This window comes from Terriglobus saanensis SP1PR4, from assembly GCF_000179915.2.
Taxonomy (GTDB): Bacteria; Acidobacteriota; Terriglobia; order Terriglobales; family Acidobacteriaceae; genus Terriglobus; species Terriglobus saanensis.
In genome coordinates this window covers 2,198,090-2,221,150 of the sequence record NC_014963.1, presented here as the reverse complement: position 1 = coordinate 2,221,150, position 23,061 = coordinate 2,198,090, and the positions used below count along the sequence as shown (strand labels likewise).

General features: G+C 56.8%; 27 protein-coding genes. 1 reads left to right on the top strand and 26 read right to left on the bottom strand.

What is annotated here, in order from left to right; genetic code table 11:
* Window positions 1–89 precede the first annotated feature (89 nt).
* On the bottom strand, window positions 90–356 hold the full coding sequence (gene rpsO, locus ACIPR4_RS09185; protein WP_013568385.1) for a 30S ribosomal protein S15: 267 nt from the start codon (window positions 354–356) through the stop codon (window positions 90–92).
* Between the two features lie 266 nt (window positions 357–622).
* On the opposite strand from rpsO, the gene ACIPR4_RS09180 reads away from it, so the two are divergent.
* Window positions 623–1,411, top strand: coding sequence for a CHAP domain-containing protein (locus ACIPR4_RS09180; protein WP_013568384.1), 789 nt, complete (start codon window positions 623–625; stop codon window positions 1,409–1,411).
* Window positions 1,412–1,435: 24 nt separating this feature from the next.
* Here the strand turns inward: ACIPR4_RS09180 and ACIPR4_RS09175 are convergent, their stop codons facing one another.
* The 25 genes from ACIPR4_RS09175 to ACIPR4_RS09050 all read right to left on the bottom strand — a co-directional run bounded on the left by ACIPR4_RS09175 (window position 1,436) and on the right by ACIPR4_RS09050 (window position 23,057).
* Window positions 1,436–2,716 carry a glycosyltransferase gene (locus ACIPR4_RS09175; protein WP_013568383.1) on the bottom strand — a complete coding sequence of 427 codons (1,281 nt, stop codon included), beginning with the start codon at window positions 2,714–2,716 and terminating at the stop codon, window positions 1,436–1,438.
* 212 nt (window positions 2,717–2,928) lie between these two features.
* Window positions 2,929–4,407: a glycosyltransferase gene (locus ACIPR4_RS09170; protein ID WP_245536498.1), complete on the bottom strand. Its 1,479-nt coding sequence runs from the start codon at window positions 4,405–4,407 to the stop codon at window positions 2,929–2,931.
* 67 nt (window positions 4,408–4,474) lie between these two features.
* A complete protein-coding gene (locus ACIPR4_RS09165) occupies window positions 4,475–5,695 on the bottom strand; it encodes an endo-1,4-beta-xylanase (protein WP_013568381.1) in 1,221 nt (406 codons plus the stop codon).
* Entirely contained in the window at window positions 5,676–5,897 is a 222-nt protein-coding gene (locus ACIPR4_RS09160; RefSeq protein WP_013568380.1) for a hypothetical protein, read from the bottom strand. Before ACIPR4_RS09160 ends, ACIPR4_RS09165 begins: the two co-directional genes overlap by 20 nt.
* A 48-nt stretch (window positions 5,898–5,945) precedes the next feature.
* A complete protein-coding gene (gene flgL / locus ACIPR4_RS09155) occupies window positions 5,946–6,845 on the bottom strand; it encodes a flagellar hook-associated protein FlgL (RefSeq protein WP_013568379.1) in 900 nt (299 codons plus the stop codon).
* 26 nt (window positions 6,846–6,871) lie between these two features.
* Window positions 6,872–8,275, bottom strand: coding sequence for a flagellar hook-associated protein FlgK (flgK, locus tag ACIPR4_RS09150; RefSeq protein WP_013568378.1), 1,404 nt, complete (start codon window positions 8,273–8,275; stop codon window positions 6,872–6,874).
* A gap of 256 nt (window positions 8,276–8,531) precedes the next feature.
* Window positions 8,532–8,837 (bottom strand): flagellar biosynthesis anti-sigma factor FlgM, encoded by a 306-nt coding sequence (gene flgM, locus ACIPR4_RS09140; RefSeq protein ID WP_013568376.1) that lies wholly within the window; start codon window positions 8,835–8,837, stop codon window positions 8,532–8,534.
* Between the two features lie 53 nt (window positions 8,838–8,890).
* Window positions 8,891–9,199 carry a hypothetical protein gene (locus ACIPR4_RS09135; RefSeq protein ID WP_013568375.1) on the bottom strand — a complete coding sequence of 103 codons (309 nt, stop codon included), beginning with the start codon at window positions 9,197–9,199 and terminating at the stop codon, window positions 8,891–8,893.
* Window positions 9,196–10,311 carry a flagellar basal body P-ring protein FlgI gene (locus ACIPR4_RS09130; RefSeq protein ID WP_013568374.1) on the bottom strand — a complete coding sequence of 372 codons (1,116 nt, stop codon included), beginning with the start codon at window positions 10,309–10,311 and terminating at the stop codon, window positions 9,196–9,198. Before ACIPR4_RS09130 ends, ACIPR4_RS09135 begins: the two co-directional genes overlap by 4 nt.
* 14 nt (window positions 10,312–10,325) lie before the next feature.
* The gene (locus ACIPR4_RS09125) at window positions 10,326–11,135 is read right to left on the bottom strand and encodes a flagellar basal body L-ring protein FlgH (RefSeq protein WP_013568373.1); all 810 of its coding nucleotides are present in this window, start codon (window positions 11,133–11,135) and stop codon (window positions 10,326–10,328) included.
* A complete protein-coding gene (locus ACIPR4_RS09120; RefSeq protein ID WP_013568372.1) occupies window positions 11,132–11,662 on the bottom strand; it encodes a hypothetical protein in 531 nt (176 codons plus the stop codon). Before ACIPR4_RS09120 ends, ACIPR4_RS09125 begins: the two co-directional genes overlap by 4 nt.
* The gene (flgG, locus tag ACIPR4_RS09115) at window positions 11,662–12,450 is read right to left on the bottom strand and encodes a flagellar basal-body rod protein FlgG (RefSeq protein WP_013568371.1); all 789 of its coding nucleotides are present in this window, start codon (window positions 12,448–12,450) and stop codon (window positions 11,662–11,664) included. The genes ACIPR4_RS09120 and flgG overlap by 1 nt, the downstream gene beginning before the upstream one ends.
* Window positions 12,451–12,486: 36 nt before the next feature.
* The gene (locus ACIPR4_RS09110) at window positions 12,487–13,236 is read right to left on the bottom strand and encodes a flagellar hook-basal body protein (RefSeq protein WP_013568370.1); all 750 of its coding nucleotides are present in this window, start codon (window positions 13,234–13,236) and stop codon (window positions 12,487–12,489) included.
* A gap of 88 nt (window positions 13,237–13,324) precedes the next feature.
* On the bottom strand, window positions 13,325–13,627 hold the full coding sequence (locus ACIPR4_RS09105; RefSeq protein WP_013568369.1) for a FliM/FliN family flagellar motor switch protein: 303 nt from the start codon (window positions 13,625–13,627) through the stop codon (window positions 13,325–13,327).
* Window positions 13,615–14,595, bottom strand: a complete 981-nt coding sequence (locus tag ACIPR4_RS09100; RefSeq protein WP_013568368.1) for a flagellar motor switch protein FliM — start codon at window positions 14,593–14,595, stop codon at window positions 13,615–13,617. Before ACIPR4_RS09100 ends, ACIPR4_RS09105 begins: the two co-directional genes overlap by 13 nt.
* 22 nt (window positions 14,596–14,617) lie before the next feature.
* A complete protein-coding gene (locus ACIPR4_RS09095) occupies window positions 14,618–15,502 on the bottom strand; it encodes a sigma-70 family RNA polymerase sigma factor (protein ID WP_013568367.1) in 885 nt (294 codons plus the stop codon).
* A 30-nt stretch (window positions 15,503–15,532) separates the two neighbouring features.
* Window positions 15,533–17,623, bottom strand: coding sequence for a flagellar biosynthesis protein FlhA (gene flhA, locus ACIPR4_RS09090; protein ID WP_013568366.1), 2,091 nt, complete (start codon window positions 17,621–17,623; stop codon window positions 15,533–15,535).
* Window positions 17,620–18,741 (bottom strand): EscU/YscU/HrcU family type III secretion system export apparatus switch protein, encoded by a 1,122-nt coding sequence (locus ACIPR4_RS09085; RefSeq protein WP_013568365.1) that lies wholly within the window; start codon window positions 18,739–18,741, stop codon window positions 17,620–17,622. The genes flhA and ACIPR4_RS09085 overlap by 4 nt, the downstream gene beginning before the upstream one ends.
* The gene (locus tag ACIPR4_RS09080; protein ID WP_013568364.1) at window positions 18,738–19,526 is read right to left on the bottom strand and encodes a flagellar biosynthetic protein FliR; all 789 of its coding nucleotides are present in this window, start codon (window positions 19,524–19,526) and stop codon (window positions 18,738–18,740) included. Before ACIPR4_RS09080 ends, ACIPR4_RS09085 begins: the two co-directional genes overlap by 4 nt.
* Window positions 19,526–19,795 carry a flagellar biosynthetic protein FliQ gene (locus ACIPR4_RS09075; RefSeq protein ID WP_013568363.1) on the bottom strand — a complete coding sequence of 90 codons (270 nt, stop codon included), beginning with the start codon at window positions 19,793–19,795 and terminating at the stop codon, window positions 19,526–19,528. The genes ACIPR4_RS09080 and ACIPR4_RS09075 overlap by 1 nt, the downstream gene beginning before the upstream one ends.
* An 8-nt stretch (window positions 19,796–19,803) precedes the next feature.
* The gene (gene fliP / locus ACIPR4_RS09070) at window positions 19,804–20,619 is read right to left on the bottom strand and encodes a flagellar type III secretion system pore protein FliP (protein ID WP_013568362.1); all 816 of its coding nucleotides are present in this window, start codon (window positions 20,617–20,619) and stop codon (window positions 19,804–19,806) included.
* Entirely contained in the window at window positions 20,616–20,873 is a 258-nt protein-coding gene (locus ACIPR4_RS09065; protein WP_187290274.1) for a flagellar biosynthetic protein FliO, read from the bottom strand. Before ACIPR4_RS09065 ends, fliP begins: the two co-directional genes overlap by 4 nt.
* 35 nt (window positions 20,874–20,908) lie before the next feature.
* Entirely contained in the window at window positions 20,909–21,235 is a 327-nt protein-coding gene (locus ACIPR4_RS09060; protein WP_083811904.1) for a FliM/FliN family flagellar motor C-terminal domain-containing protein, read from the bottom strand.
* Window positions 21,236–21,238: 3 nt separating this feature from the next.
* The gene (locus ACIPR4_RS09055) at window positions 21,239–21,763 is read right to left on the bottom strand and encodes a flagellar basal body-associated FliL family protein (RefSeq protein ID WP_013568359.1); all 525 of its coding nucleotides are present in this window, start codon (window positions 21,761–21,763) and stop codon (window positions 21,239–21,241) included.
* Window positions 21,764–21,830: 67 nt separating this feature from the next.
* Window positions 21,831–23,057: a flagellar hook protein FlgE gene (locus ACIPR4_RS09050; RefSeq protein WP_013568358.1), complete on the bottom strand. Its 1,227-nt coding sequence runs from the start codon at window positions 23,055–23,057 to the stop codon at window positions 21,831–21,833.
* Between the last annotated feature and the right edge of the window lie 4 nt (window positions 23,058–23,061).

Genomic DNA, 23,061 nt, shown 5'->3' with positions numbered 1-23,061 from the left:
GAGGATTCGCGCATTGCATAAGAATCATTTAGGAAAGGATTTCGTCTTTCACTGGATGGGCGCACGGGTATGCGCGGATGGCGCAGCAGCTACTTGCGGATGCCGAGCTTGCCAATCACTTCGCGATACCGGTCAGAGTCATTCTTCTTCAGGTAATCGAGCAGACGACGGCGCTTGCTGACGAGCATGAGGAGGCCGCGACGCGAGCCATGATCCTTCTTGTGCGTCTTGAAGTGCTCAGTAAGTTCGCCAATGCGTTCGCTGAGGATCGCGATCTGGACTTCCGGGCTGCCGGTGTCCGACTCATGCGTACGAAACTTGGAAATGATGTCAGATTTCTTTGCGGTTGCCAACACGGTTCTACGTTGCTCCTGCTTCTCTATGCTCTCAAGTCCACTCTAAGTGTCTGATAGAGGATAGCATTTCGTTCGGTTATCAGCAATTTTGAATGGACTTCCCCAGAGAACGTTTCAGCGGAGGGAAAGGCTTTAAATCACCTTTCAAAGAGCTCGCTTCGAGATGTGGACGAGAGGATTGTCGACGAACACCGGCAAATCCAGATCAGTTAAGGGCAAAGAACCTAGAATGGCGCGCACCCCACTTCTTGACGAGGAGCATTTTAATGCCCAAACTAGTATTCCCCGGAACGACCATCATGGCTGGCAGCACGAATAAAGAAGCAGTCACAGCAATTCAAAAACGACTGGTTATTGTGGGTTGCGGCCCCGTCGATGTCGACGGCAAGTACGGAGCAGAAACCGCTGGCGCAGTCGAGCACTTTCAAGCGCGTTCTGTGGACAGCAACGGGACACCCTTACTCATCGACGGCAAAGTAGGGCCCACAACGTGGGCCGTGCTCTTTGGCGACCGAACTGTTCCTACCCTTACCAAGACCAAGGCGGTATCGCCACTCCTGAAAAAGATTCTCAACGTCGCCGCTGGGGAAATTGGGACGATGGAAGTACCCCCGGGCTCCAACCGTGGACCCGAAGTGGATCTATATATCGAAAAGACAGGACTCGACCCGGCCGGACATTTTGCCTGGTGCGCCTGCTTCGTCTACTGGTGTTTTGATAAGGCTGCTGGATCCCTCGACACTCCAAATCCATGTCCCAAAACAGCGGGCGTACTCGCCCATTGGGCCGACGCGAATCATGTCAGCTCCGCCCGCCGCATTCTTTCGGAGGAAGCGCAAAATGAACCGTCGCTCATCGTTCCAGGAACGCTATTTCTGCTTCGTACTTCGGGAACGGCCGGGCACATGGGCTTGATTGAGGAAGTCCATGGCAACCAACTCACCACGATCGAAGGAAATACCAACGACGGAGGCAGCCGCGAAGGCATCGGCGTCTTCCGCCGCACGACACGGACTATCGGCCAGATCAATCTTGGTTTTGTGCTCTACTCATGAAATCTGATGCTGCGTTGTCCTTACTTAATTGATCTTTCGCGCAGGAATCTCTGACAGCACCTTGCTTTCGATGATTTCGCAGGCGTGGATGAGTGGCCGCTCAGCCAAGATGGCTCGCTGAAGCGCTTGCGAGCGGTCGCGATAGGAAGATTCGGTCAGTACTTTTTTAACGAGATCACGCAGTCGGTCGACCGTAAGGTCTTCAAGCAAGATCACTTCACCGGTTTGCGTATAACGGATGCGGGCCGCCACGGCCGGTTGATCATTTGTAATGGGGATCGCGACCATCGGGACACCGTTCATGAGCGATTCAAGCGTCGTATTCAGACCTCCATGCGTAATGCATAGAGCAGCCCGTTCAAGCACCTGGGGTTGAGGGGCATACGGCACAACGATCGCGTTGGATGGAATATCCAGTTCGCTCGCGGTGAGAGCTCCACCTCCCAGCGACACAATCAGCTGCGCGTCCAGGCCAGCGCATGCCTCGAGGATGATCCGGAAGATCCAATCAAGGCCATTTTGGAGAGTACCCATGGAGGCATAGATCAGGGGCCGTCCGTCGAGACGCTCCCAGGGAAAATCCACGGGTTGCCGCGCGGCAGCGCTAACGAGAGGCCCTGCGTAGTAAAAGCTCGCGGGGAGCTCTTTTCGGGGCAGGTCGAACGCTTTAGGCTGGTTGGCGATCTGAGCAAGAAGAGAGAAGCTGTCTTGGAAAAGTTTGGTATAGGGAGTGAGGCCCCAGGCCTTGCGTTGTGAGTTATCGAAGTCGCGCCATGGGATGAAAGCCATTCCTATCTGCTTCCAAGCGGCCAGGTTCCGTACTTCGGCGACTACACCGTCCTCGTAATCCCAGTTCAAGGTGAGCGGAGGCACGCCAGGCTCTTCATTTGCCGCCAATGCGGCGGCAAGCGAGGCATAGGGTAGATCGAGGTATTGTGCGACGGTCGGACCGCCTGGAAACAGTTGATCGATAACCAGAGCCTCAATCTTTTGTTCCGTGATCAGTTGCGGCAACTCTCGAAACACAACCTCTGCTTGAGCCAACATGCGTTCTAGGAAAAACTGAAAACCTTCAGTGCCTTTCAGCTTTCCGAGCTTATTGTAGAGTTGTTGCATTGAGCCGACTGGATACTCTTTAAGCCCGTACGGAATAAAGCCTAGTCCACGCCCCGTAATCGTATGAGCCATGTCCGTCACACCAAAAAAGATGATTTCATGACCTCGGTCTTGTAACCCTCTGGCCAAGGCCGTTGCTGGATTGATATGTCCGGTTGCGGATAAGGATAAAAAGCCGATACGTGCCAAATGAACCTCGTCTGAATTCTGTAAATCATGGACCGAACAGCAATGAACTTATTGCTCATGCTGAAGAAGAGGAAATCCCCGACAGGCCACCTCTCCGGCAGCTTGCTGGAATCGTCCTCACTTGGACAAAATCCAACGGTAAATATTCCTGGCCAACGGACGTAGATGATCTCCCGCCATCAACAGCTCAAGGTCATCCCGCATCGCAGCTTCTAGAGACGACGAATCTCCGAGAGCACCTTGCTTTCAATAATTTCGCAGGCGCGGATGAGTGGCCGTTCCGCAATGAAAGCCTGCTGAAGCGCTCGGGAACGTTCGCGATAGGAGCTTTCCCCCATGACTTTGTGGATGAGATCGCGCAACCTCCCTGCTGTAAGTTCCTCAAGAGGGATCACTTCGCCAGTTTGCGTATAACGGATGCGGGCTGCCACACCCGGCTGATCCGTCGTGATCGGAATCGCAATCATGGGGACACCATGCGAGAGTGACTCAAGAGCCGTATTCAGTCCTGCATGCGTGATGCACACGGCGGCCCTTTCAAGCATCTGAGGTTGAGGTGCGTATGGAACAACTATCGCGTTCGCCGGAATATCTAGATCGTCTGCAGTGATAACGCCTGCTCCCAGCGACAGAATCAGCTGCACATCGAGGCCGGCGCATGCTTCAAGGATGGCGCGAAAGACCCATTCCAATCCATTCTGAGCGGTGCCCATGGAAGCATAGATGAGTGGGCGGCCGTCGAGACGCTCCCAAGGGAATGCTACAAGCTGACGGCTGGTAGCCTGAAAGAGCGGCCCTACGTAGTAAAAGTTTGCGGGCAGTTGCTTCCGTGGCAGATCGAATGCTTTAGGCTGATTGCTGATCTGGGCAAGTGAAGAGAAACTGTCTTCCCAAACGTCTTCGTAAGGATCCAGCCCCCACGCGATACGTTGCGCATTGTCGAAGTCGCGCAATGGGATGTGGGCATTCTTCAACCGCTGCCAGCCATCCCCATTTCTTTTCTCAGCGGCGGTGCCAATCTCATAATCCCAGGACGTCATGGGTGGAGGTACACCAGACTCTTTATTCACCGCTAATGCGTTGGCTAGCGAGGCATAGGGCAAATCCAGGTGCAGAGCGACGGTTGCGCCACCTGGAAAAAGTTGATCGATGACCAGAGCCTCGATCTTCTGCCCCGAAATCAGTTGTGGCAGATCGCGAAAAGCCGCCTGCGCCAGGATCTGCGCGCGTTGGAGGTAAAACTGAATAGCTTCCTGTCCCTTGAGGCTTCCACCTATTGTGCGTACCCGTTGAAGTGTGCCAACCGGATACTCCGTGAACCCATATGGAACAAAATTCAGACCTTGCTCGGTAATCACGTGGGTCACATCAGGCACACCGAAGAAGACAATTTCGTTTCCTCGCTCCTGCAACGCTTTCGCGAGAGTCACTGAAGGATAGAGGTGTCCCGCTCCGGATAAGATTAAAAAACCGATACGCGCCAAAATAGTCTCCCTCTGTGTTCCGTAAATCACTACGCTGATACGGCAGTGAGCTGCACTCATGCCGAAGAAAGAGACACGCCCCGGCTTTCGGCAGATTGCTGAAAAGCGCCCCCAACATGAGTTAAAACACGGTTCCTCAAAAAACATTCCTTTTACGACAAAGCACGGGCGCGCCCTCCGCCACCAACGGCTGAGAATCAAATCCAAACGATGAGTATGGAAAGCCGGGAGACTATATCGAGAAGCGATCAACGACTTTCGATTAACCGCGCGACTAAATAGACCGAGGTCGGATAGGATCGTAGTTCTGGACGGGGGCCGTCGGAGCGGGATGGGCTGAGCGATGATTGAACGCTTCCCGCATGGCGGCAAAGGCTAGCTTCGGCTGAAGATCCGCGTCGAACGGAAGCGGACGTTCTGGAAGTTTATCCGCGCGGCCATTTTTTCCGTTCAGCCATGTGCCTCGGTCAGTAATGCCCCAGGTAAGAACGGCATGGACGGAAGGGTCTGGCAGGACTGTATTTAAGTAGTCGCGGTACGTTTTGGCTACGCTCTCATCCCGCGCGTCCTTGTTTCCCGGAAGGGCGCGATCATTCACATCGATCTCAGTGATGAAGACCTGCAGGTTCAGGGCGCGACACTCTGCGATGAAACGTTGTAGACCTTGACCATAGCGATTACCTTCACCGGCGGTGAGATGCGCCTGAATTCCCATGGCGTCGATCGGCACATTCCGCGCCTTGAGGCGGCGAAGGAGGAGAAGGGTTGCCGCGCGGCGCTGTTCTGACTCCGAACTCTCGGTGTCGAGGCCGTATTCGTTGTAGGTCAGGAGCGCTGCCGGATCGGCCTGCCGCGCCGTGCGATAGGCGACTTCGAGATAATCGTCGCCGACATAACGGAGCCAGGGCGTCATACGCAGGCCGTCGGGTCTTCCCTGTTCCGGGGCGATGGCCTCATTGACCACATCCCAGGAATGCATCCTGCCTGCATAGCGAGAGGCCACGGTCTGGATGTGATCGACCATGAGGTGGCGAGCGCTGTCCTTGTTGATGGCGGCTTCAAGCCACTTCGGTATCGCCTCGTGCCAGACGAAGCTATGACCTCGGATCTTGATTCTGTGTTGTTCGGCGAAGGCCACAAGGAAGTCGGCATCGTCCCAGAAGTAGGCAGGCGAGATCGGTTGCAGGTCGCCGCGCTTCATCGCGTTTTCGGCGACGAGAATAGAACACTGCTCGCGAAGAAGCTGCGCATAACGTGGATCATGACGCAGCGGTTGCATGGCGACCGCGGTCCCTGTGAGCAGGCCGTGACCGGAAGCCGCGAAACGGAGAGAATGCTGGCCGGAGGCATCGATTCCGGAGAACGAGGGACTCATTCTGGGCGTTGCGGATCGGCAACCCAGCAAGGATGCTCCAGCAAAGGCCGCAGTGGTAGTCAGGGAGAGACGCAGCAGCTCCCGCCGGGTACAACCGGGCTTACTTCCGATCGCTGACATGGCTCTCCAACTCCCCTATCCAGCGAAGGAAGCGAAGCATCTGCATTCGTTCGCGCCAGACCGTACCGAAGAAAAACTTCGCGTCAATCGAATCGGCGGGACGTCCCGTATAGGTTTCCATGCGCCAGAGCAGATAGGGGCTTCGCCAGGGAGTCAGCCTGTGGCCGCGGGTCGCGTTCCAGAGAAAGGATGCAGCTTCCAAATCAGTTCCTCGCAGTACCTCAACAAAATCAGTATACGAGGAAGGCTTTTAGAGATAGTCGAAGAGACTCCCCTTTTCCACGATGGCGATCGTGCTCCGCAGGGCGGATTGCTGTGTCGTCACGGCACTAAGCTGTGTGGCAAGAGATGCGGTGTTCGACGAGATGAGGGTACTCTGGGCGACCTGTAGGTTTGTTTCCTGGTTGGTGGCGTAAGTCCCGGCGGCGGACAGGCGAGACATAGAACTGTCGAGAATACTGCGCTGCTGGCTGAGGTTGGTGAGACTGTCGTGGAGCGTGGCCAGATCCGCGGTAGCGGAGGTCGGGGCGACTCCCGTTTGGTAGTCCGCGATGAGAGTATTCAGTGCGGCAAAGACATCGTTCGCTGTGCCAGTACCGAAGAGCTGAGAACCAGGAACGGAGGTGGCGAGTTGCTGCCCGGTGGTGCTGGTTACGGTCTGCGTGGCGTCGTCGCCGGAATAGGTGACGGTGGCGGGTGTAGTTGAATCATCCAGAGTGAAAGGCTGCGACGAGATCGCTGTACCGGCGAAGAGGAAGTTGCCCTGATAGCTGCTGTTTGCCAGCGAGAGCACGGAATCGCGGATAGAAGTCAGCGACTCTGCGAGGGATTTCAGTTGCGTCGAGGTGAGGGTGGAGTTCGCTCCAGCCGTCGCCAGCGAGAGAGCGTTGTCTAGCGCAGTGACAGTACTGGAGAGTGCTGTGTCCGCTGCCTGCATACGGTTCGAGACGTTCGAAACCGTCTTGACGAAGCTGTCCATCTGACTGATGGCGGAAGTCAGGGTCTCATTCTGTCCTGCGGCGAGAGGATCGTCCCCCAGAGAAGTGAGTCGCAGGCCAGTAGACATCTCCTGCGAGATTTTTTGCTGTGATGCGGAGAGAGAGTTGAGAGAAGCGACGAGACTATTGGTATAAGTCGGATCGATGCGCATTTTTTCCTTATTCGCCTTGAAGTTCTTTAGCTGACTGCTGACTCGACACCGAGATTGATTGCTGAAGCAAACATCTCGTCTACGATGGAGAAGACCTTGGCCGCCGCCTGATAGGAGCGTTGATACTCCGTGAGATTGGAGGCCTCTTCGTCGAGAGAAACACCGGAGAGGGCGTTGCGCTGTGCGGTGGCCTGCGTGAGTTCTGCGGCGGTCACTGTCTCGTCGGTGGTGGCTCCGGAGATCGTCGTACCAAGCTGTGTCAGAAAGGAACCAAAGAAAGAAGCTGGCGTTTCACCACCCACAATCTTTCCGCTTCCGAGCGCCGCCAGCGCGGTGGCATTGGTGCTACCACCGGCGCCGTCTGTGCCGCTTGCTGCAGCAATTCCGGCGGGATCCGTCAGGCTAACGGTCAAAGAAGCCGCGGCCCCGCTGGCGCTGCTGGGTACACCGAAGATATTGCCTCCCACGGCGCCATTCTCATCTTTGCCTGCGCTGTTCTGTGTGTTCACTGCAGTGGCCACGTCGAACGCGAGCGTATCGAGCGAGGTCTGCGCGCTGGCGATATCGACGTCACGGGCCTGGATGTCTCCGGCGATGGAGCCACCCGAGAGCGCGCTCGTGATATCCGTTGAAACCCCATTCTGTTGCCCGAAGACATGCACGCTCCCACCGACATTCTGAGCCGTCAGGTTGTACGAGATATTACCGCCGACGAGAGGTGTGCCATTCGTCGTGGTCAGAGCGATGCCGTTGTTCGCAGTCGAACTCTGACTGAGACCGACCAGGCCGGACAGTTGCGTGATCAGTTCCTGGCGCTGATCTTCGAGATCCCCCGCGTCAGCGTCAGGACTCGTGGAGGATATCTTCCCATTCAGCGCGGCAATCTGCGAGGTAAGCTGATTGACTTGTGCCACCGAACCTGACACCTGCTGCCCGAGGTCCGTTGCCTGGGAGGTGAGCTGAGAGGAGGCTGCCTGAATGGCCGTCGCGAAAGTTTGCGCAGATGTGAGTACGGCTTGGCGCGTGGCCCCATCCGTAGGGTTCGCTTCCAGCGCAGAAAACGAGTTGAAGAAAGCATCGAGCGAGGAACCAATGCCACTGGCATCTGCTGAACTGGTAGTTGTTTGGAAGATACTGTCGACAGACTGGAGAGCGGTCAGCCGCGCGCTGGTCTGCCCATCAGCCTGCGTCTGCTGCTGCATACGCTGCTCGAGAATGCGGTCGCGTTGCGAGACAATCGTGACCGTGGCCCCGCTTCCCAGCAGAGAGCCGCCAACGTCGACCGTATCGCTCTCCGCAAATACAGCCGTTTTACGGGTATAGCCAACGGTGTGCTGGTTACTGATGTTCGTACCGGTGGCGTCAATCGCCGTTTGAGAATTCGCCAGAGCCTGGCGCGCAATACTAAGAAGCGAAGTCAGAGAACCCACGGGTCGGCCTTTCTATACGAAGGTGTTGCATAAGGTGAATACCTCTTTGCGTGCTTTCCAGCAGAGCGGAGAGGGTGTTCTTCAGAGTCACGAGGCGCTCCATTTCGGAGGTCGAGCCTTGGATTCTTTGATTGGCCGCCAGAGACTCAGCCTTCTGAGCGAGTAGTTCCAGTTTCGGCGTTTCAAGACTCGCTAGTGCGGATGTCGTTTCGCGAAGAAGGGCTTCCCATTCGTGCATATCTGTCCTGGCCGGGGGTTAATCGTTCGACATTTTGTCGATGAGCTTGTCTGCTACCGACGCGGACGGGACGCTATAGCTGCCGTCTGCAATCGCAGCTTGGAGTGCGGCTACCTTGTCGGACCGAACATCGTCCGAAGTGAGCACCGTAGCGAGGCTGGAGGAGACGCCGCTCAGTGAAGCGGAATCTGTTACCGGCGCGGGCGTAGTCTTCGCGACGGAATTGGTAACTCGGAGCCCCATTTTTTCGATATCGACCTTATCGGGTTTATCGAGACTTGGCAGCAGGCTGGATGTGATGTTGATATGGTTGGAGTTCGTCATGATGAATCTCGTCCTCAATTACCTTATCGGCGGATTTTTCTGAACACTTTAACCTAACGACTCTCTGATGCCGTTTGGATGTTCTGCCGCTGTGCAAAATGGTCCACAATCTGTTTAGCGATGCCAATTCCTCTTCCTTTCACCATTGCTTGCGCCAGGGCTTCCGTGCCATAGCTGATCAAGGTGTCGTTTGTCCCATCGGAGTCGGTATCCGGGTTGAGCTCGCTCTTTTCGCGGAGAGGTTTGAGCATCTCCCCAAGCAGGATCGATTCAAACTTTTGGGCAGCGTCGACAATACGATGCTGCGCTGGAGTTGTGGACGAAGCCTGTCTAGGCAAAAGATGGTTTGTAGGGGTGATCATAGGACCTCAATCTCCGCTTCCATCGCTCCGGCGGATTTCATGGCTTGCAAGATGGAGATCACGTCACGGGCCGTAGCACCAATCATCTGCAGACTCCGGACGAGATCGTCTACGGTACTTCCCTGCTGCAGATCGATCCGGTTTACGGGCTTGTCCTTGGCGTCGATACGTGTCTGTTGCACTACCTGGGTCGTGCCATTCGAGAATGGCCCAGGCTGCGACACCTGGTTCTCCGAGATGATGTTGACCGCGAGACCTCCGTGCAGGATGGACGCAGGCTGAAGAACGACATTGCCACCGATCACGACCGTACCGGTACGCTCATTCACGACAACCTTCGATCGCGGGTAGAAGGGCACTTCAATCGCTTCCACACGCGCCAGCAAAGACGGGACATCCTCCCCTGGAACAAGGGTGAGATCGATCCGCCGACTGTCGGCAGCATGTGCCACCGTTCGATGGAGCGTGGTGTTGATAGCATCGGCCATGGCCTCCGCAGAACGGAAATCTGCTTCGTGCATAAGAAGAGAGAGGCTTTGGCGATTCGTGAGGTCGAGTGGAACGCCTCGCTCGACGGATCCGCCCAGAGGAACACGAGCTGTCGTCGGATGGTTCGTCTGCTTGGTGTTGCCATTGGCCGTAACCGAATAGCCGCCGAGCACAAGCGGACCTTGTGCCTGCGCGTAGATGCGACCGTCCGCGCCGTAAAGGGGCGTCATGAGCAACAGACCGCCCTCGAGGCTCTTTGCATCTCCCGCGGAAGACACGGTGAGATCGATGCGGGTTCCGGGACGGGAAAACGGGGGAAGGCTGGCGGAAACGAAGACGGCCGCGAGATTCTGAACACGAATCGAACTGGCGGGAACGCTGACGCCCATGCGCAGCAGTGTTGCCGCAAGGGTCTGTACCGGGAAACTGGTCTGCTGGCTGTCGCCCGTGCCCTGCAAACCCACCACGATTCCATATCCGACCAGTTGGTTCTCGCGAATGCCTTCTACCGAAGCAATGTCCTTGATGCGCGCAAGATGCTGCTGCGGCAGATCGGAGGCGTGCGAAAGAGCACCGATCAGGAAGATCGCAGCCGCGGTATGGCGCATTGCCGAAAAGGACATGGGGAACCTTATTCCTAGAAGATGAGAGCGCGTTGTAAAAGCCGGACTAAAGCGTTGGGACGGTGGGTATAGTCGGTCACAATACCGCGTCCCCGTACCTGAAGTTCCATGCTGGAGATGGCCGTGGAGAGTACCTGATTCTGTTGGGAGATGTCTTCAGGACGTACCAGGCCGCGAAGAACGATCGTCTGCGTCTGTTGCGAAAACTCCACCTGACGCGCTGCTTCGATTACCAACGTCCCATTCGGCAGGACATCCACGACCTGCCCACCGAGGATCGTACTGAGGCTGGAGTTGTTCGCACTCTGTCCTTGCGCAGTCAGCGCGGAAGCGGAACTCTGATTGATCAGGTTCTGCGCGGCGCTGGCTGCGGAGAGTTTCGAAAAGAGCGCGGTAATCGCAGAGTTTGCACTGGAGTTGCGGCTGCCTTTGACCGTGCCGTCCGTCGAAGAGGCCAGGCTCTCAGAAACGACGACAGAGATCAGATCATTGGGCCTCATAGCCCGCACATCCGTGAACATGCGCGAGAGCCGCCCGGAGTCGATCCAAATCGCGCCGGGTGTAGCTGGCACGTTGGCCTGCGTGCGAACGCGGTTGAGATAGTTGTCCAGTGCAGAGATCGCCGGACTATTCGTGCGTGCTGGATGAGGAGTCGTAGGTGCCGGAGTCTGCCCATACATAGCGAGGGCAAGAAGGATTCCCGCCAGAAGCAGCAGGTTCAAAAGAATGAAGCGCAGGGTGAGGCTGCGCAACGAGCGAGGAGAGCTTTGCCGTGGCTCCCGAGTAGGTAATAAGGTCTGGGACTGCATCGAAGTTTCGTTCATGGAAGCAGAACCCCCTCTCCCTCCGCTGTCACAGACGCATGAAGGCGAAGCTCCGGTGGGCTGCCCAACGATGCGATCGGGCGAAGGACGATGCGATCGCCGATGTACCCGTTCGCCTCGCTGATCCCTCGGAGGTGAATCTTAGCGGGACCTTGCTCATAGAGAAGATCGACGGTCTGTCCAGCATGGACCGCTAGCGTTCGCACTTTAGGCTCCTGCGGAGCAGCCGTGACTGCCAAAGGGACTCCGTCGGTGTGCAAAGAGACCGGCACAAGAACCGCAGGCCGTTCGGGATATTTACAATCCAGTACGCGAAACCAGAGCTTTTGCAGAAGCGGATCCCAGTGCACACCAGCAGCGCGAAATCCAGTAGAACTTATCGGTTCCGGTGACTCCGCTACTGGGTCGAGGCTTTCCCCTACGGCAAGACGGGCTGCCGCTACGGGGGTGGCTGCGCAGGAGGCGACGGCTTGCCTGCTTTGCCCGACCGCAAGAAGTGAAATAAGAAAGAACAAGACCCGCTTCATCACCGTATCAATCCATTGATTTGCGAGTACATGTCATCCGCAACGTGAATCACCTTGGAGTTGCTCTCATACGCCCTCTGCGCCATTACCATCTGGACGAACTCTTCGACCACGTCCACGTTGGAGTTTTCGAGATAGGTTTGCTGTAACGTACCCATACCGGAGTTTCCACCTGGCAGATCTGTGATCGCATTGCCCGACGCCAGGGTCGGCTGAAAAAGATTGCCTCCGAGCGAATTCAAGCCGCCCGGATTTGGGAAGGTTGCCAGTTGAATAGTTCCGAGCTGTGTCCCAGTGGTCGATCCGGGCACCGCAGCGGTGACAACGCCATAGGCCGAAATCGTCACGCTTGTGGCATTTGCCGGAATCGAGATGGCAGGCGTAAGCAGATCGCCGTTGACCGTCGCCAGTTGTCCCTGGCCATTGGGCGGAAAGCTACCTGCGCGGGTGTACGCGAGCGTGCCGTCGGGACGGATCACCTGAAAGAAGCCCTGCCCCTGGATGGCAAGGTCATACTGATTTCCTGTCTGATTGAAATCACCCTGCGTCATGATGACCTCCGAGGCAACCGACTTAGTGCCGAGACCGATCTGTAGTCCAGCAGAGGTGGTCTGCGTCGTCTCCGCAGAGCCCGGCGTCACAAGATTTTGATAGACCATATCTTCAAACTGAAGACGTCGCCGCCGAAATCCCGAAGTCGCCGAGTTCGCGAGATTGTTCGCGATGGTATCGAGATTGGCCTGCTGCGCGCTCATGCCGCTGGCCGCTGTATAGAGTGCTCGAATCATAAGAAACTACTCCTGTTAAGAGGCGTTGATGGCTCGCTAAACTTTGCCGAGATCTTCGGCGGCGGTTTTATCCAGAGTGTTGGAGAAGAGGTTGACGGCGCGTTGCATCATCTCTGCCTGGCGCTGCATAAGTAGAAGCTGCATCGTTCCGTGGACAGCATCCTGATTGGCCCCTTCAAGGCTCCCCTCCTGCACACGCGCCTCGGAAGCGATGGGCGTTGCCCCTTCGCGCGCAACGAAAAGATTGGCACCTTCTGCCGAAAGGTCACTTCCTTTGAAGTTCAGGATGCCGAGCTTGCCTGCAATGGCGCTGCCCTCTGCCGTGAGGACAGAAATCGTCCCGTCCCCGCCCACTTGAACCTCGCCTGAGGGAACAATGATCTTCTTCCCCGTGGCGTCCAGAACCCCATCGCCCCTGCGCGTCTCCAGAGTTCCATCAGCAGCTCGGAGAAATCCACCGTCCCGCGTATAGCGGGTGCCATGTGTCGTCTGAACTGCAAAAAATCCACTTCCATCTAACGCCAGATCCAACGGATTACCGGTGGCGGTAATCTCTCCCTGAGAGAGATCCAGCGTATTTCCGCCGAGAATTCCGAAGGAGTTTACGGCGTCGCCAACCTGACTCTCCAAATCGCCCGGAGGCATCCCGGCCAGAACGCCACGGAAATAATCCCGCTGTGCACGGAAGCCGACCGTGTTTGTATTCGACAGATTGTTTGCAGCCGTATCGAGCGCCTGCGTGCGAGCAAGCAGGCCGTTGTACGCGGCATAAAGTCCACTATCCATACTGCGATAAGTGGCACTTCAATGACCAAACCCTAGAGTCAAATCGTTAGAGTCTTGTAACCACAGAGGAGCATGTTTGTAAGAGAAATTAGAGATAGCAGCGAATGCTCTCAAGACGAAGTTGCGGCGCGGCTACTTCAGTAACGTTGAGAGCGAAGTAGCCGTTCAGTACGACCACCTCACCGCGTGCGACGATGCGGTCCCCGATGACCAGGTCGACGGGATCGGAGACGTTCCGGTCGAGTTCAATGACATCGCCGGGACTGAGCGCAAGAATTTCTTTGAGTTGCATCTCGCGCGCGCCGAACTGAAGCGTGGCATCCAGCTCGATATCCATAAGCAGATCGAGCGCTGGTGTAACGGTCGGGTCATTTTCATTTACTTGTTCCACGGAATATTCTCCTCGCCTGTGGGCGGTGGTGCCTGTGAGGATGACGCCATGTGCGGCGTAATGTGGTTTGCGGGAGGCACTTGTCCCGTTCCGACCTGGGCGGCACGATGTTCTCCCGCACGAACCGGATGCGCGCGGAAGGCGGTGACTGCGCCTACGCGAAGCTCCGCCATCGTGTTCCGTGGAAGCGGCAATCGAACAACCTGGCCAACCTGCATTTCCATGATCTCGTGCGCTCCAAGACGCATCTGGGGAAACTGGAGAGCCACGGAAAAACGGGACTGGACAATACGGTCTTCGACGCGAAGACGGGACTCGGACGAGCGACGTCGCGGTCGATCGCGTTGCGAAATCATCTTGCGCAAGATGGAGCTGAGGGAGACTGCCGGAATACAGAAGACGAGATTTCCCCTGGCCTCCGGCATGACCACTTCATACGTCATACAAAGCGTCTTCTCTACATATCCCATCAAGCGCTGGAGCTGGCCCTCCCGTTCGCGCTTTTCTGTGGCGAAGTGGATGCCCGAGGCCTGCCAGGCTACGTTGAACTCGCGGGCAATCATCTCTGAAACAGAGAAGAGGATAGCCTCTTCAATCTCCGTCAGATCGCGTACCTCGCCTGCACGGCCACTTCCGCCAAGTAGAAGATCCACGATTGGCGACACGAGATTAAGATCGATCAGCAGCGCCCCGTGAACGCCGAGAGGCTCCAGACGTAAGGACGCCACATAAGCCGCCTCAGGAACCGTCGCGAGAAAACCGCTGAAGAGTTTCTGCTCCGTCGCGACAAGGTTTGCAATAAACGAGGTGCGAAGCCACGCGCCGAGCGTATGGGTGAGGTTACGCGCGAATTGGTCCTGCATATTGTGCAGAGCACGGAGTTGTTCCGGGCCGATGTGTCCGGCACGGCTGAAGGTATAGCGCTCGTTGGCGTCGCCCAAGTGAGGCATCGAGGGATTACTGCTCATGGATACCGTCTTCCCTCTTTCTTTATTTTTTCGATGATGTTTTGTTTGCGAGCTCGGCAAGCGAGACACGCAGCCGGGCCACGGCGGAGGAGTGAATCTGAGAGACACGCGACTCGACGACACCGAGAGTGAGACCGACTTCTTTCATGGTCAACTCTTCGTAGTAATAAAGCGTGAGGACCATACGTTCGCGCTCCGGCAGGTCGTCGATGGCTTCCATAAGATGCTGCTTCAGCTCTCCCTTGAGGCAACGAAAGAGTGGGCCATCTTCGGGAGATCCTGGGACATAGGCGAGCTCTTCTTCGCCGGAGTCTTCTCCCCTTTCCGCATGAAGGCTGCCAATCTCAAGACCTTTGAGTTCGCCCAGAAGTCCCTGATACTCGCTGAGAGAAAGGTTCATCTCCCGAGCAATCTCCTGTTCGGCGGGAACACAGCCAAATCGCTGGGTGACCGCACGAATCGCTTCTTCTACGGCTCTGCCTTTGCGTCGCAGTTCACGTGGGCTCCAATCCAACGTACGCAGAGAGTCCAGGATCGCCCCCCTAATACGGAACTGCGCATAACTTTTGAACTGAACCTTCTTCGAGTGGTCGAACTTTGAAAACGCGTCGATCAGACCAATCATGCCTGCGGCGATGAGGTCGTCAAGTTCCATATGCTGCGGCAGACGCTCGTGGATGCGCCGAGCCACATAGCGAACCGTTGGGAAATGCTCGACAAGGAGCTGGTCTCGTTCGGCGTCCGAGAGGGTTCGCCCAGCACTTTGAGACTCTGCACCGTACGTCGTGGAGCTCGGGGCTTCTTCCCCTGCGAGCAGTGAAAGATCGCCGAGCTCTTTCAGATCGTCAGAGAATTCGATTCCACCCACTGCGTATGGGGCGGCGGGGGATGCATTTGCAGTGGCCATACTTCTCTCCTTCCACTCCGCTATTCACCACTAACCGATCATGCCCAGGCTTCTGACGCGGATTCCAGGCGGAATCTCCGACGGTGCGAGGACGGTAATACGTGGCACAAGCGGTTCCAACCACCGGCGCACGTGATAACGGGCCGGCGAAGGACAAAGAAGCACGGGAATGGCCGAACCCTGAGAGTTTCCGGTTAGCTTTTTCAAAGATTCGAGCAGGCGACGTGGAAAGTCCGCCGCGGAGAAATTTTCTCCGTCTTCCAGGGCGAGTTGCGAAGACTCTGGACTGAAGGTAGAAACCAGGCCCGCCTCCATCTGCGGATTGAGCGTCATGACTTCGAGATTCCCGTTGCTGTCGAGCAATGGATGCACAAGTCTTCGTCCAAGAGATTGGCGAATGCTTTCGACCATATGAACGAGAGCTTTCGATTGTTGCGCAACTTCTACCATGGTTTCCAAGACGGTGCCCAGATCGCGGATCGACACCTGTTCTCGCAGCAGCTGTTGCAGTACGCGTTGGACCTCGCCGAGACTCATGAGCTTGGGGACAAGCTCTTCGATCAATTTGGGATGGGACTCGTTCAGCGAATCGAGAAGACGCTTGGTCTCGGCTCGTCCCAACAGTTCGTAGGCATGGCGACGAATCATCTCAGCCAAGTGGGTGCCGATGACCGTCGCCTGATCGACGACGGAATATCCGGAGGCAAGCGCCTCTTCTTCCAGTCCCGGCTGAATCCAACGCGCGGCAACGCCAAAGGCCGGTTCACGCGTCTCGATTCCCGCAAGCGGTCGCGCCTTTGGGTCGGAGTTCACGGCAAGCAGGAAGTTCTGCTCCGTCTGCCAGCGTGCGATCTCTGTTCCCCGCAGCGAAATCACGTATTCGCGTGGCTTGAGGCGAAGGTTGTCGGTAATGTGTACCGACGGCACAATGAAGCCGAGCTCCGTCGCGAGATGCCTGCGTAGTGCACGAACGCGGTTCAGCATCTGGCCTCCCTGGGCCTCGTCGACCAGCGGAATGAGCTGGAAGCCGATCTCCAGCGTGAGTTCATCGATGCGTAACAGGCTAGCGAGATTTTCGCCGCCTGGACCTGCAGCTCCTTTCCCATCTTCCACGGCAAGCTCGCTCTGTAAGGAAGCTGCGGCCTCAGAGGTATCGGCGCGCTTCGCGAGTAAACCTAGACCGACTGCCATGAGCAGAAAAGCCAGCTTAGGGAGACCCGGCACCAGGGCCAGCGAAACCAGGACGCCACAACCGATCCAGAGGGTTTTGCCCTTGGCAAAGAGTTGTGTGCCGAGCTCTTCGTCCAACGAGCCAGCAGACGAGGCACGTGTGAGGATCATGCCCCCGGCGATGCTCACAAGCAGACTGGGGATCATCGTGACCAGACCGTCGCCGACGGTCAGGATCGTATACGTCTTGACTGCTTCAGCCAGATCGACGCCCTGCTGGATCACACCGATCAGCAGGCCAGCGATGATGTTGATCGCGGTGATCAGGATGGTCGCGAGAGCATCCCGCTGATTGAAGCGCGCCGCGCCGTCCATGGCTCCATAGAACTCTGCTTCGCGTGCGATCACTTCGCGCCGTTTACGGGCCGCATGCTCGTCGATTAGGCCAGCGTTCATATCCGCGTCGATGGCCATCTGTTTTCCAGGCAGCGCGTCCAGTGTGAAACGTGCCGTGACCTCCGCGGTACGCACAGCACCATGGCTAACCACAAGGAACTGAATCGCCGTAAGCGCGAGGAAGAGGACAAAGCCAACGACGTAATTTCCACCTACGACAAACTGCCCGAAGGCCTCGATAACGGAACCCGCGGCATGCGTTCCGTCCTGCCCATGCAGCAGAATCATGCGGCTGGACGCTAGGTTGAGCGAGAGCCGGAACAGGGTGAGGAGAAGGAGAAGTGTGGGAAAGACAGAGAGCTCCGTTGCCTTACGCACCTGGACGGCGGTGAGGAAGACCATCACCGATGCAGCGATCGAAAGGGCAAGCAGCAGATCGAGGACAAAGCTCGGCACCGGCACCAGCATGACGAAGACCATGCTGATGGCTGTTACGGGGAGAAGAATCTGATTGAAGCGAGAGGAGCCTGAGGCTTTTTCCATGGGCGATGTCATTGAGGACCTCCGCCGGTTCCTTCGGCAGGCTGCGATACGGTTTGGGAAGGATTTCGGACTGCGGAAGCGCGTGCGGAGCGTTCCACTTCCTGCCGATAGAGAAAGGCCAAGATCCCGGCAACAGCGGCGTAGAGTTCAAACGGAATCGTGTTTCCCACTTTGACCGAGCGATACAGGGAGCGCGCCAGAAGAGGGTTTTCCACGATAGGTACACCCGCCCACATGGCTTCTTCGCGGATTTCGTGCGCATGCAGATCGCGGCCTTTGGCGAGCACGCGCGGCGGTTGCATGGTTTCGAAGCTGAACTCCAGCGCCACTGCGAAATGGGTTGGATTGACGATAACGACGGTGGCACGGGAGACATCAACCTTCGCACGGCGCTTGCGCATAGCCCGTTGAATCTGACGAATGCGGCCCTTGACCTGGGGATCTCCAGCCGCTTCTTTGTGCTCTTGTCGCAACTCTTGCTTCGACATTTTGAGTCGCTGGTTCCAGCTTCTCCACTCCATGACATAGTCGAAGCCCGCCCACGCCACCATCAGCCACGCGGCATTGAGTAGAAGCGCGTAACTGGCGGAGAAGGCAGTCATAAGCCGAAAGTTACTCAGGACAGCCATGGGATCCATCACGCCATGAAGGCAGGAGATACCAAGAGCAAGAACAATGCCCGCTGGCACAAGGGATTTGCTCACCCGCACCAGCGCACGTGCGCTGGCGATCTGTTTCAGGTTCGACCACGGATTCAAACGTGTAGTTTTAATCGCGAGGGCCTCTGCGTGGAACTGTAGGCCTCCACTCTGCACCATGCCGGACAAGAGGGCCCCGCAGAACGCTGCCCCCATCACAAGCGCCACAGGCCCAAGCGTGGGAAGAATCAGGATGCGGGCCGCATCCAAAAGGCTCTCCGGAGTCCACTCGGTATGGCCGAGAGCCGAAAGCATCTCCCGGTACGCTGTTGCCCAAAGAGGAACGAAGCGTCTCGCCGAGCCACCCAGAACCAGGATGCCCGCCATCATGGCAAACGCAGCATTGAGTTCGCGGCTGCGAACTCCTTCGCCCTTGTCCCTGGATTTCTTCTTTCGTTGTTCACTGGCTTTTTCAGAACGATCTTCACTCATCCCGCCACCATTCTTTGCGCTTCATCGAGCAACGAAGAGAAGTGGCGCTCGATCCAGCCTGGCCAGATCGCGAGAGCTCCAATGAGGACGACATAAGAGACGATCGTTTTCAGCGGAATGCCGACGACCTGCGCCGGGAGCGCGGGCGCAAAGCGACTAATCAGCGCAACGGTAACCTCCACCGCGAGGGCGGCCGCCATGATCGGCGTGGCAAGCTGCAGACCGGCAAAGAACACGCCGGAGATCATCGCAACGCATTGATGAACTGCCCCTAGATGCATCGTGGCTCGGCCGAGAGGCACCACCGCCAGGCTACGCATGACCGCCGCCAGAATAAGGCGATCGAGTCCCGCACCGAAGATGATCAAAATACCGAACCAGTTCAGAAGAATGCCAAGCACGGGCGTATCCACACGCGAATTTGGATCCAACAGATTGGCCAGCGAGAAGCTGAAGCTGATCCCCAGTAGCGATCCAGCGAAGAGCAGCGCTTCATTTAAAAGCGTGAGGGAAAATCCAAAAAGAAGACCCACCGCCATCTCTCCCAGCACGGAGGTTATCTCGAGATCGACATGTGCCTCGGGAATTCCAGCGGCAATCGGCGCAAGTAGAATCGTCATCGCCAGCAGGAAGCCCACTTTGATGCGTGGTGGAATTCCCGGAGAATTGAATGGCGGTGCGAGAGCGATCACGCCGCCTAAACGCACCATGACCAGCGTCCCCGACGCTAAGATGTGGGCCCACGGATTGAGGATCTCAGGTGAGAAGGCGGACGCTTGCATCATTATCCGAGATACCGGTGAAAGTCTGTCCAAAGATGAACGGTATAGAGAACAAGGCGACGCAGAAACCAGGGCATCGTCAGTGTGCCCGCAACGAAGACGACCAGAAGACGTGGGACTGCGGTAAGCGTCTGGTCCTGAATGCTGGTGAGTGTCTGCAGTAGGCTGAGGATCACGCTCACAAGGCAACTCGCGATCAAGACGGGTGCGCTCAAGAGCATAGCTTCCATCAGAAGATGACGTGCGATCTCTGCTACCTGGTCTGGATTCATCGAGGCTCCTAAAAACTCTTCAGAAGAGATCCGGCAAGGAGGTTCCAGCCGTCCACCATTACGAAGAGGAGAATTTTGATTGGCGTCGAAATGACAACGGGCGGTAGCTGCAACATGCCCACGGAGGTAGTGATGCTGGCGACAACAAGGTCAATCAGCAGGAATGGAAGAAAGAGGACTGCGCCGATCTGAAAGCCAGCTTTCAGTTCGCTCAGGATGTAGGCCGGAATAACGATACGGAGAGGGATATCCAACCGCGTCTGTGGGCGTATGGACATGCCTGCCGAGGCAAAGAGAGCGAGATCTTTTTCGCGCGCGTACTTGAGCAAGTACTGCTTGATGGGTACAGAGGTGCGGTCCATGCACTCTTCCAGCGTGATTGTCTCCGCTCGATACGGTGCAATGGCCTGTTGCTCGATCTGCACCACGACCGGTTGAATGAGGAACCAAGTCATCATCAGGCCAAGCGCCATGAGCACCTGGTTGGACGGCGCCGTCTGCGTTCCCAGTGCTTGTCGTAAAAAATGAAAGACGACTAACAACCTCACCATGGGGGTCATGGCCAGGATGATCGCAGGCAATAAGGTCAGCAACGTCAGACTCAGGGCGATGACCCAGGAAGAGCCGATCCTGGAGCTGTTCAGCTCATCCGACAGAGAGCGTACCGTGATCCCTCCGGCGCCCGTGGATGCGCCCGTGGCCCGACTGGGCGAGGTTGCCCTGGCCGCCCTCGCGGGTGCGTCAACCTGTTTCGGCAGGCGCGCCGCATACAGCGGCAAAGACATTGTGAGAAGGATGCCAAAGAGAATCATCACCGACTTCACGAAGATTCTCCCGGAAGAGCCAGCAGGGTATGCACGGCATCCGTTCCACCGGCAGCGAGAAAGCTCTTTCCATCAATTTCAACCAGAAGCAGCTGCGCCTTGCCCCCACAGGCAAGTGACTCCACCACGCGCATGCGCCGTGCGGGTCTGGCCCGATGGGCGACTTCGAGAAGACGTAAACCCACGCGACGCAGAAGACCGAGCGATGCGGTGCTCGTGTCATTGTTCACGACCTGGCTGCCCAGACGACTCATTTCATCGCTTCTCTCCTTGAGCATCTTGCCTCTCCCTAGATCAGCCGGGTCAGCCGCACAGCGATGCGGTCTTCCACGGTTTCAAATTCACACCAGCTGACCTGCGTCTCTCCCCCGATGAGCGGAACGTCCTCTGTCTCATTCCAGCCGCTTCCTACGACGCTTCCAGGCTGGAGGGCAAGCAGATCGCGCACACAGAAGCGAGGCAGTGGCAACGCTACTTTCATGCGTACCTGCAGCGTCGACAACACAGGCCAGGACGGGTGCGACTCCATCGAGGATCCGCTCGTCGGCGGAGGGGAGAACATCGGCTGAGTGCCAGCGGGCTGGGCTGGGAGCGAATTTCCAGAAGGGTTTGACATAACTTAGCGTTGCACCAGAAATTCGGTAAAAAACACATCCGCGATCTTGAGGGCTGGATCGCGCTGCTGAATCGCGCTGCGAAGTTTCGTTTTTAGGGCGCTCTTACCCGAAGACATCAGAAGATCGCCCGACTTCTCCGCCCCTACAACGGAAAGAATGGTGTCGCGCATTGCGGCACTCCCGTAAACAGGATGCGCGGCGTCAACCTTTTCCTTGCCTGCCTTCTCTGGCTCATCGAGAACGCTAAGGACCACACCCAGGCGCAGATAGGCCTGCCCGTCACTATCGGCCAGATTCACAAGCATCGGTTCGAAGGGGACTTGCTTTGTCTGAGCGGCTCCCTGCCTTGAATCGAAGGTCTTCGTCTCGGAGAAAGGAGACACACCCATTCGCTTTGCGAGAAAGTAAAAGACTGCTGCTGCTCCGCCCGCCGACAGAACAGCAGCAACGATTGCGACGATCAGAAGAGATCCGAGGTTGATCTTTGCTGGCTGCCCGGAAGCATTCGCGCTTGCATCTTTGTTCATGCCAGGACATGATGCACGGCGCTTGCCAATGATTCCGAGCAGCCATTAGAGGAATTTCAGAAAGAGACTACCGAATCATGGCGATGGTGTCCTGGGTTACGGTGTCGAAGGTCGTCACCGTCTTGGAGTTGGCCTCAAAGGCGCGCTGGGCGACGATGAGGTTCGCGAATTCGGTAGAGATATCGACATTGGAGAGCTCAAGCGCATTTCCTTCGATGTCGCCCCTCCCGCCAACACCTGCCACACCAACGTTCGGCGAACCCGAGGCGCGGCTGGCAACATAGAGATCATTTCCCATGCGCGTCAGTCCCTGTTCATTCGAAACGGTTGCGAGCGCAACTTGCCCAAGCACCTCTGTGTTGCCATTACTGAATTGCGCCGTGATCGTTCCAGTCGAATCTACGGAAAAGCTCTGGTATTTACCGCTGGGAGAACCGTTCGCAGCGAAATTAGCTGACGAGGCTGTCACAGCGGTCTGCGTGATAAGTCCACCTCCGGTGGAGTTATACAAGGGCCATTGCAGATTCATGTCGCTCGCCTGATCCTTCATCCCCGTGAAGCTGATGTTTGAGATATTGGTCGTCGGCGAAATCAGTGCGCCGTTGCTGTCGAAGGTAAGTGTTCCCGTATTCCCTGTGGCAGCCCCCGCATCGCCTGACGGAAGTGTGACGGAGTAATCCCATGTGTTATCGCCGGTTTTTGTGAAAGTCGTTGTGACGCTGTGGCTCTGGCCCAATGAGTCAAAGGCTGGCGTCGAAGTACTAAAGGACGTGCCTACAGCAGCTCCCGAATTGAGAACGGCGGTCATGGTGATGGCGGTGGTAGCCGTTGCAGCCTGCGTCTGTCCCGTGGGGATATTCAACGCGGAAAGAGCGGTGTTTCCGTTGACCACGCCACCGGTTGCAGCGTATCCCATAACACTCTGTCCGTCGCTGGTAATCAGATTGCCCGACGAATCCAGCTGAAAGTCACCGTTGCGTGTCAGTTCCTGGACGCCTCCATTCGATACGACGAAAAAACCGTCACCATTAATGGCCATCTGCGTCGAGCTTCCTCCTGGATTGAAACCGCCTTGCGTGTAGTCCGTGGAGATGTCGCTCACTTGCGTGCCTAAACCGACCTGTTGCGGTGTGTTCGCACCTGAAACCCCGATCGTCTGATAGAAGAGATCGGAAAAATTGACATTCTGCTTCTTGTAGGCGACCGAGTTCATGTTGGCTAGATTGTTGCCGATGGTATCGAGAGCAACGGAGTCGGCCTTGAGACCGGAAAGCGCGATGGAGAAACTAGGCATATCT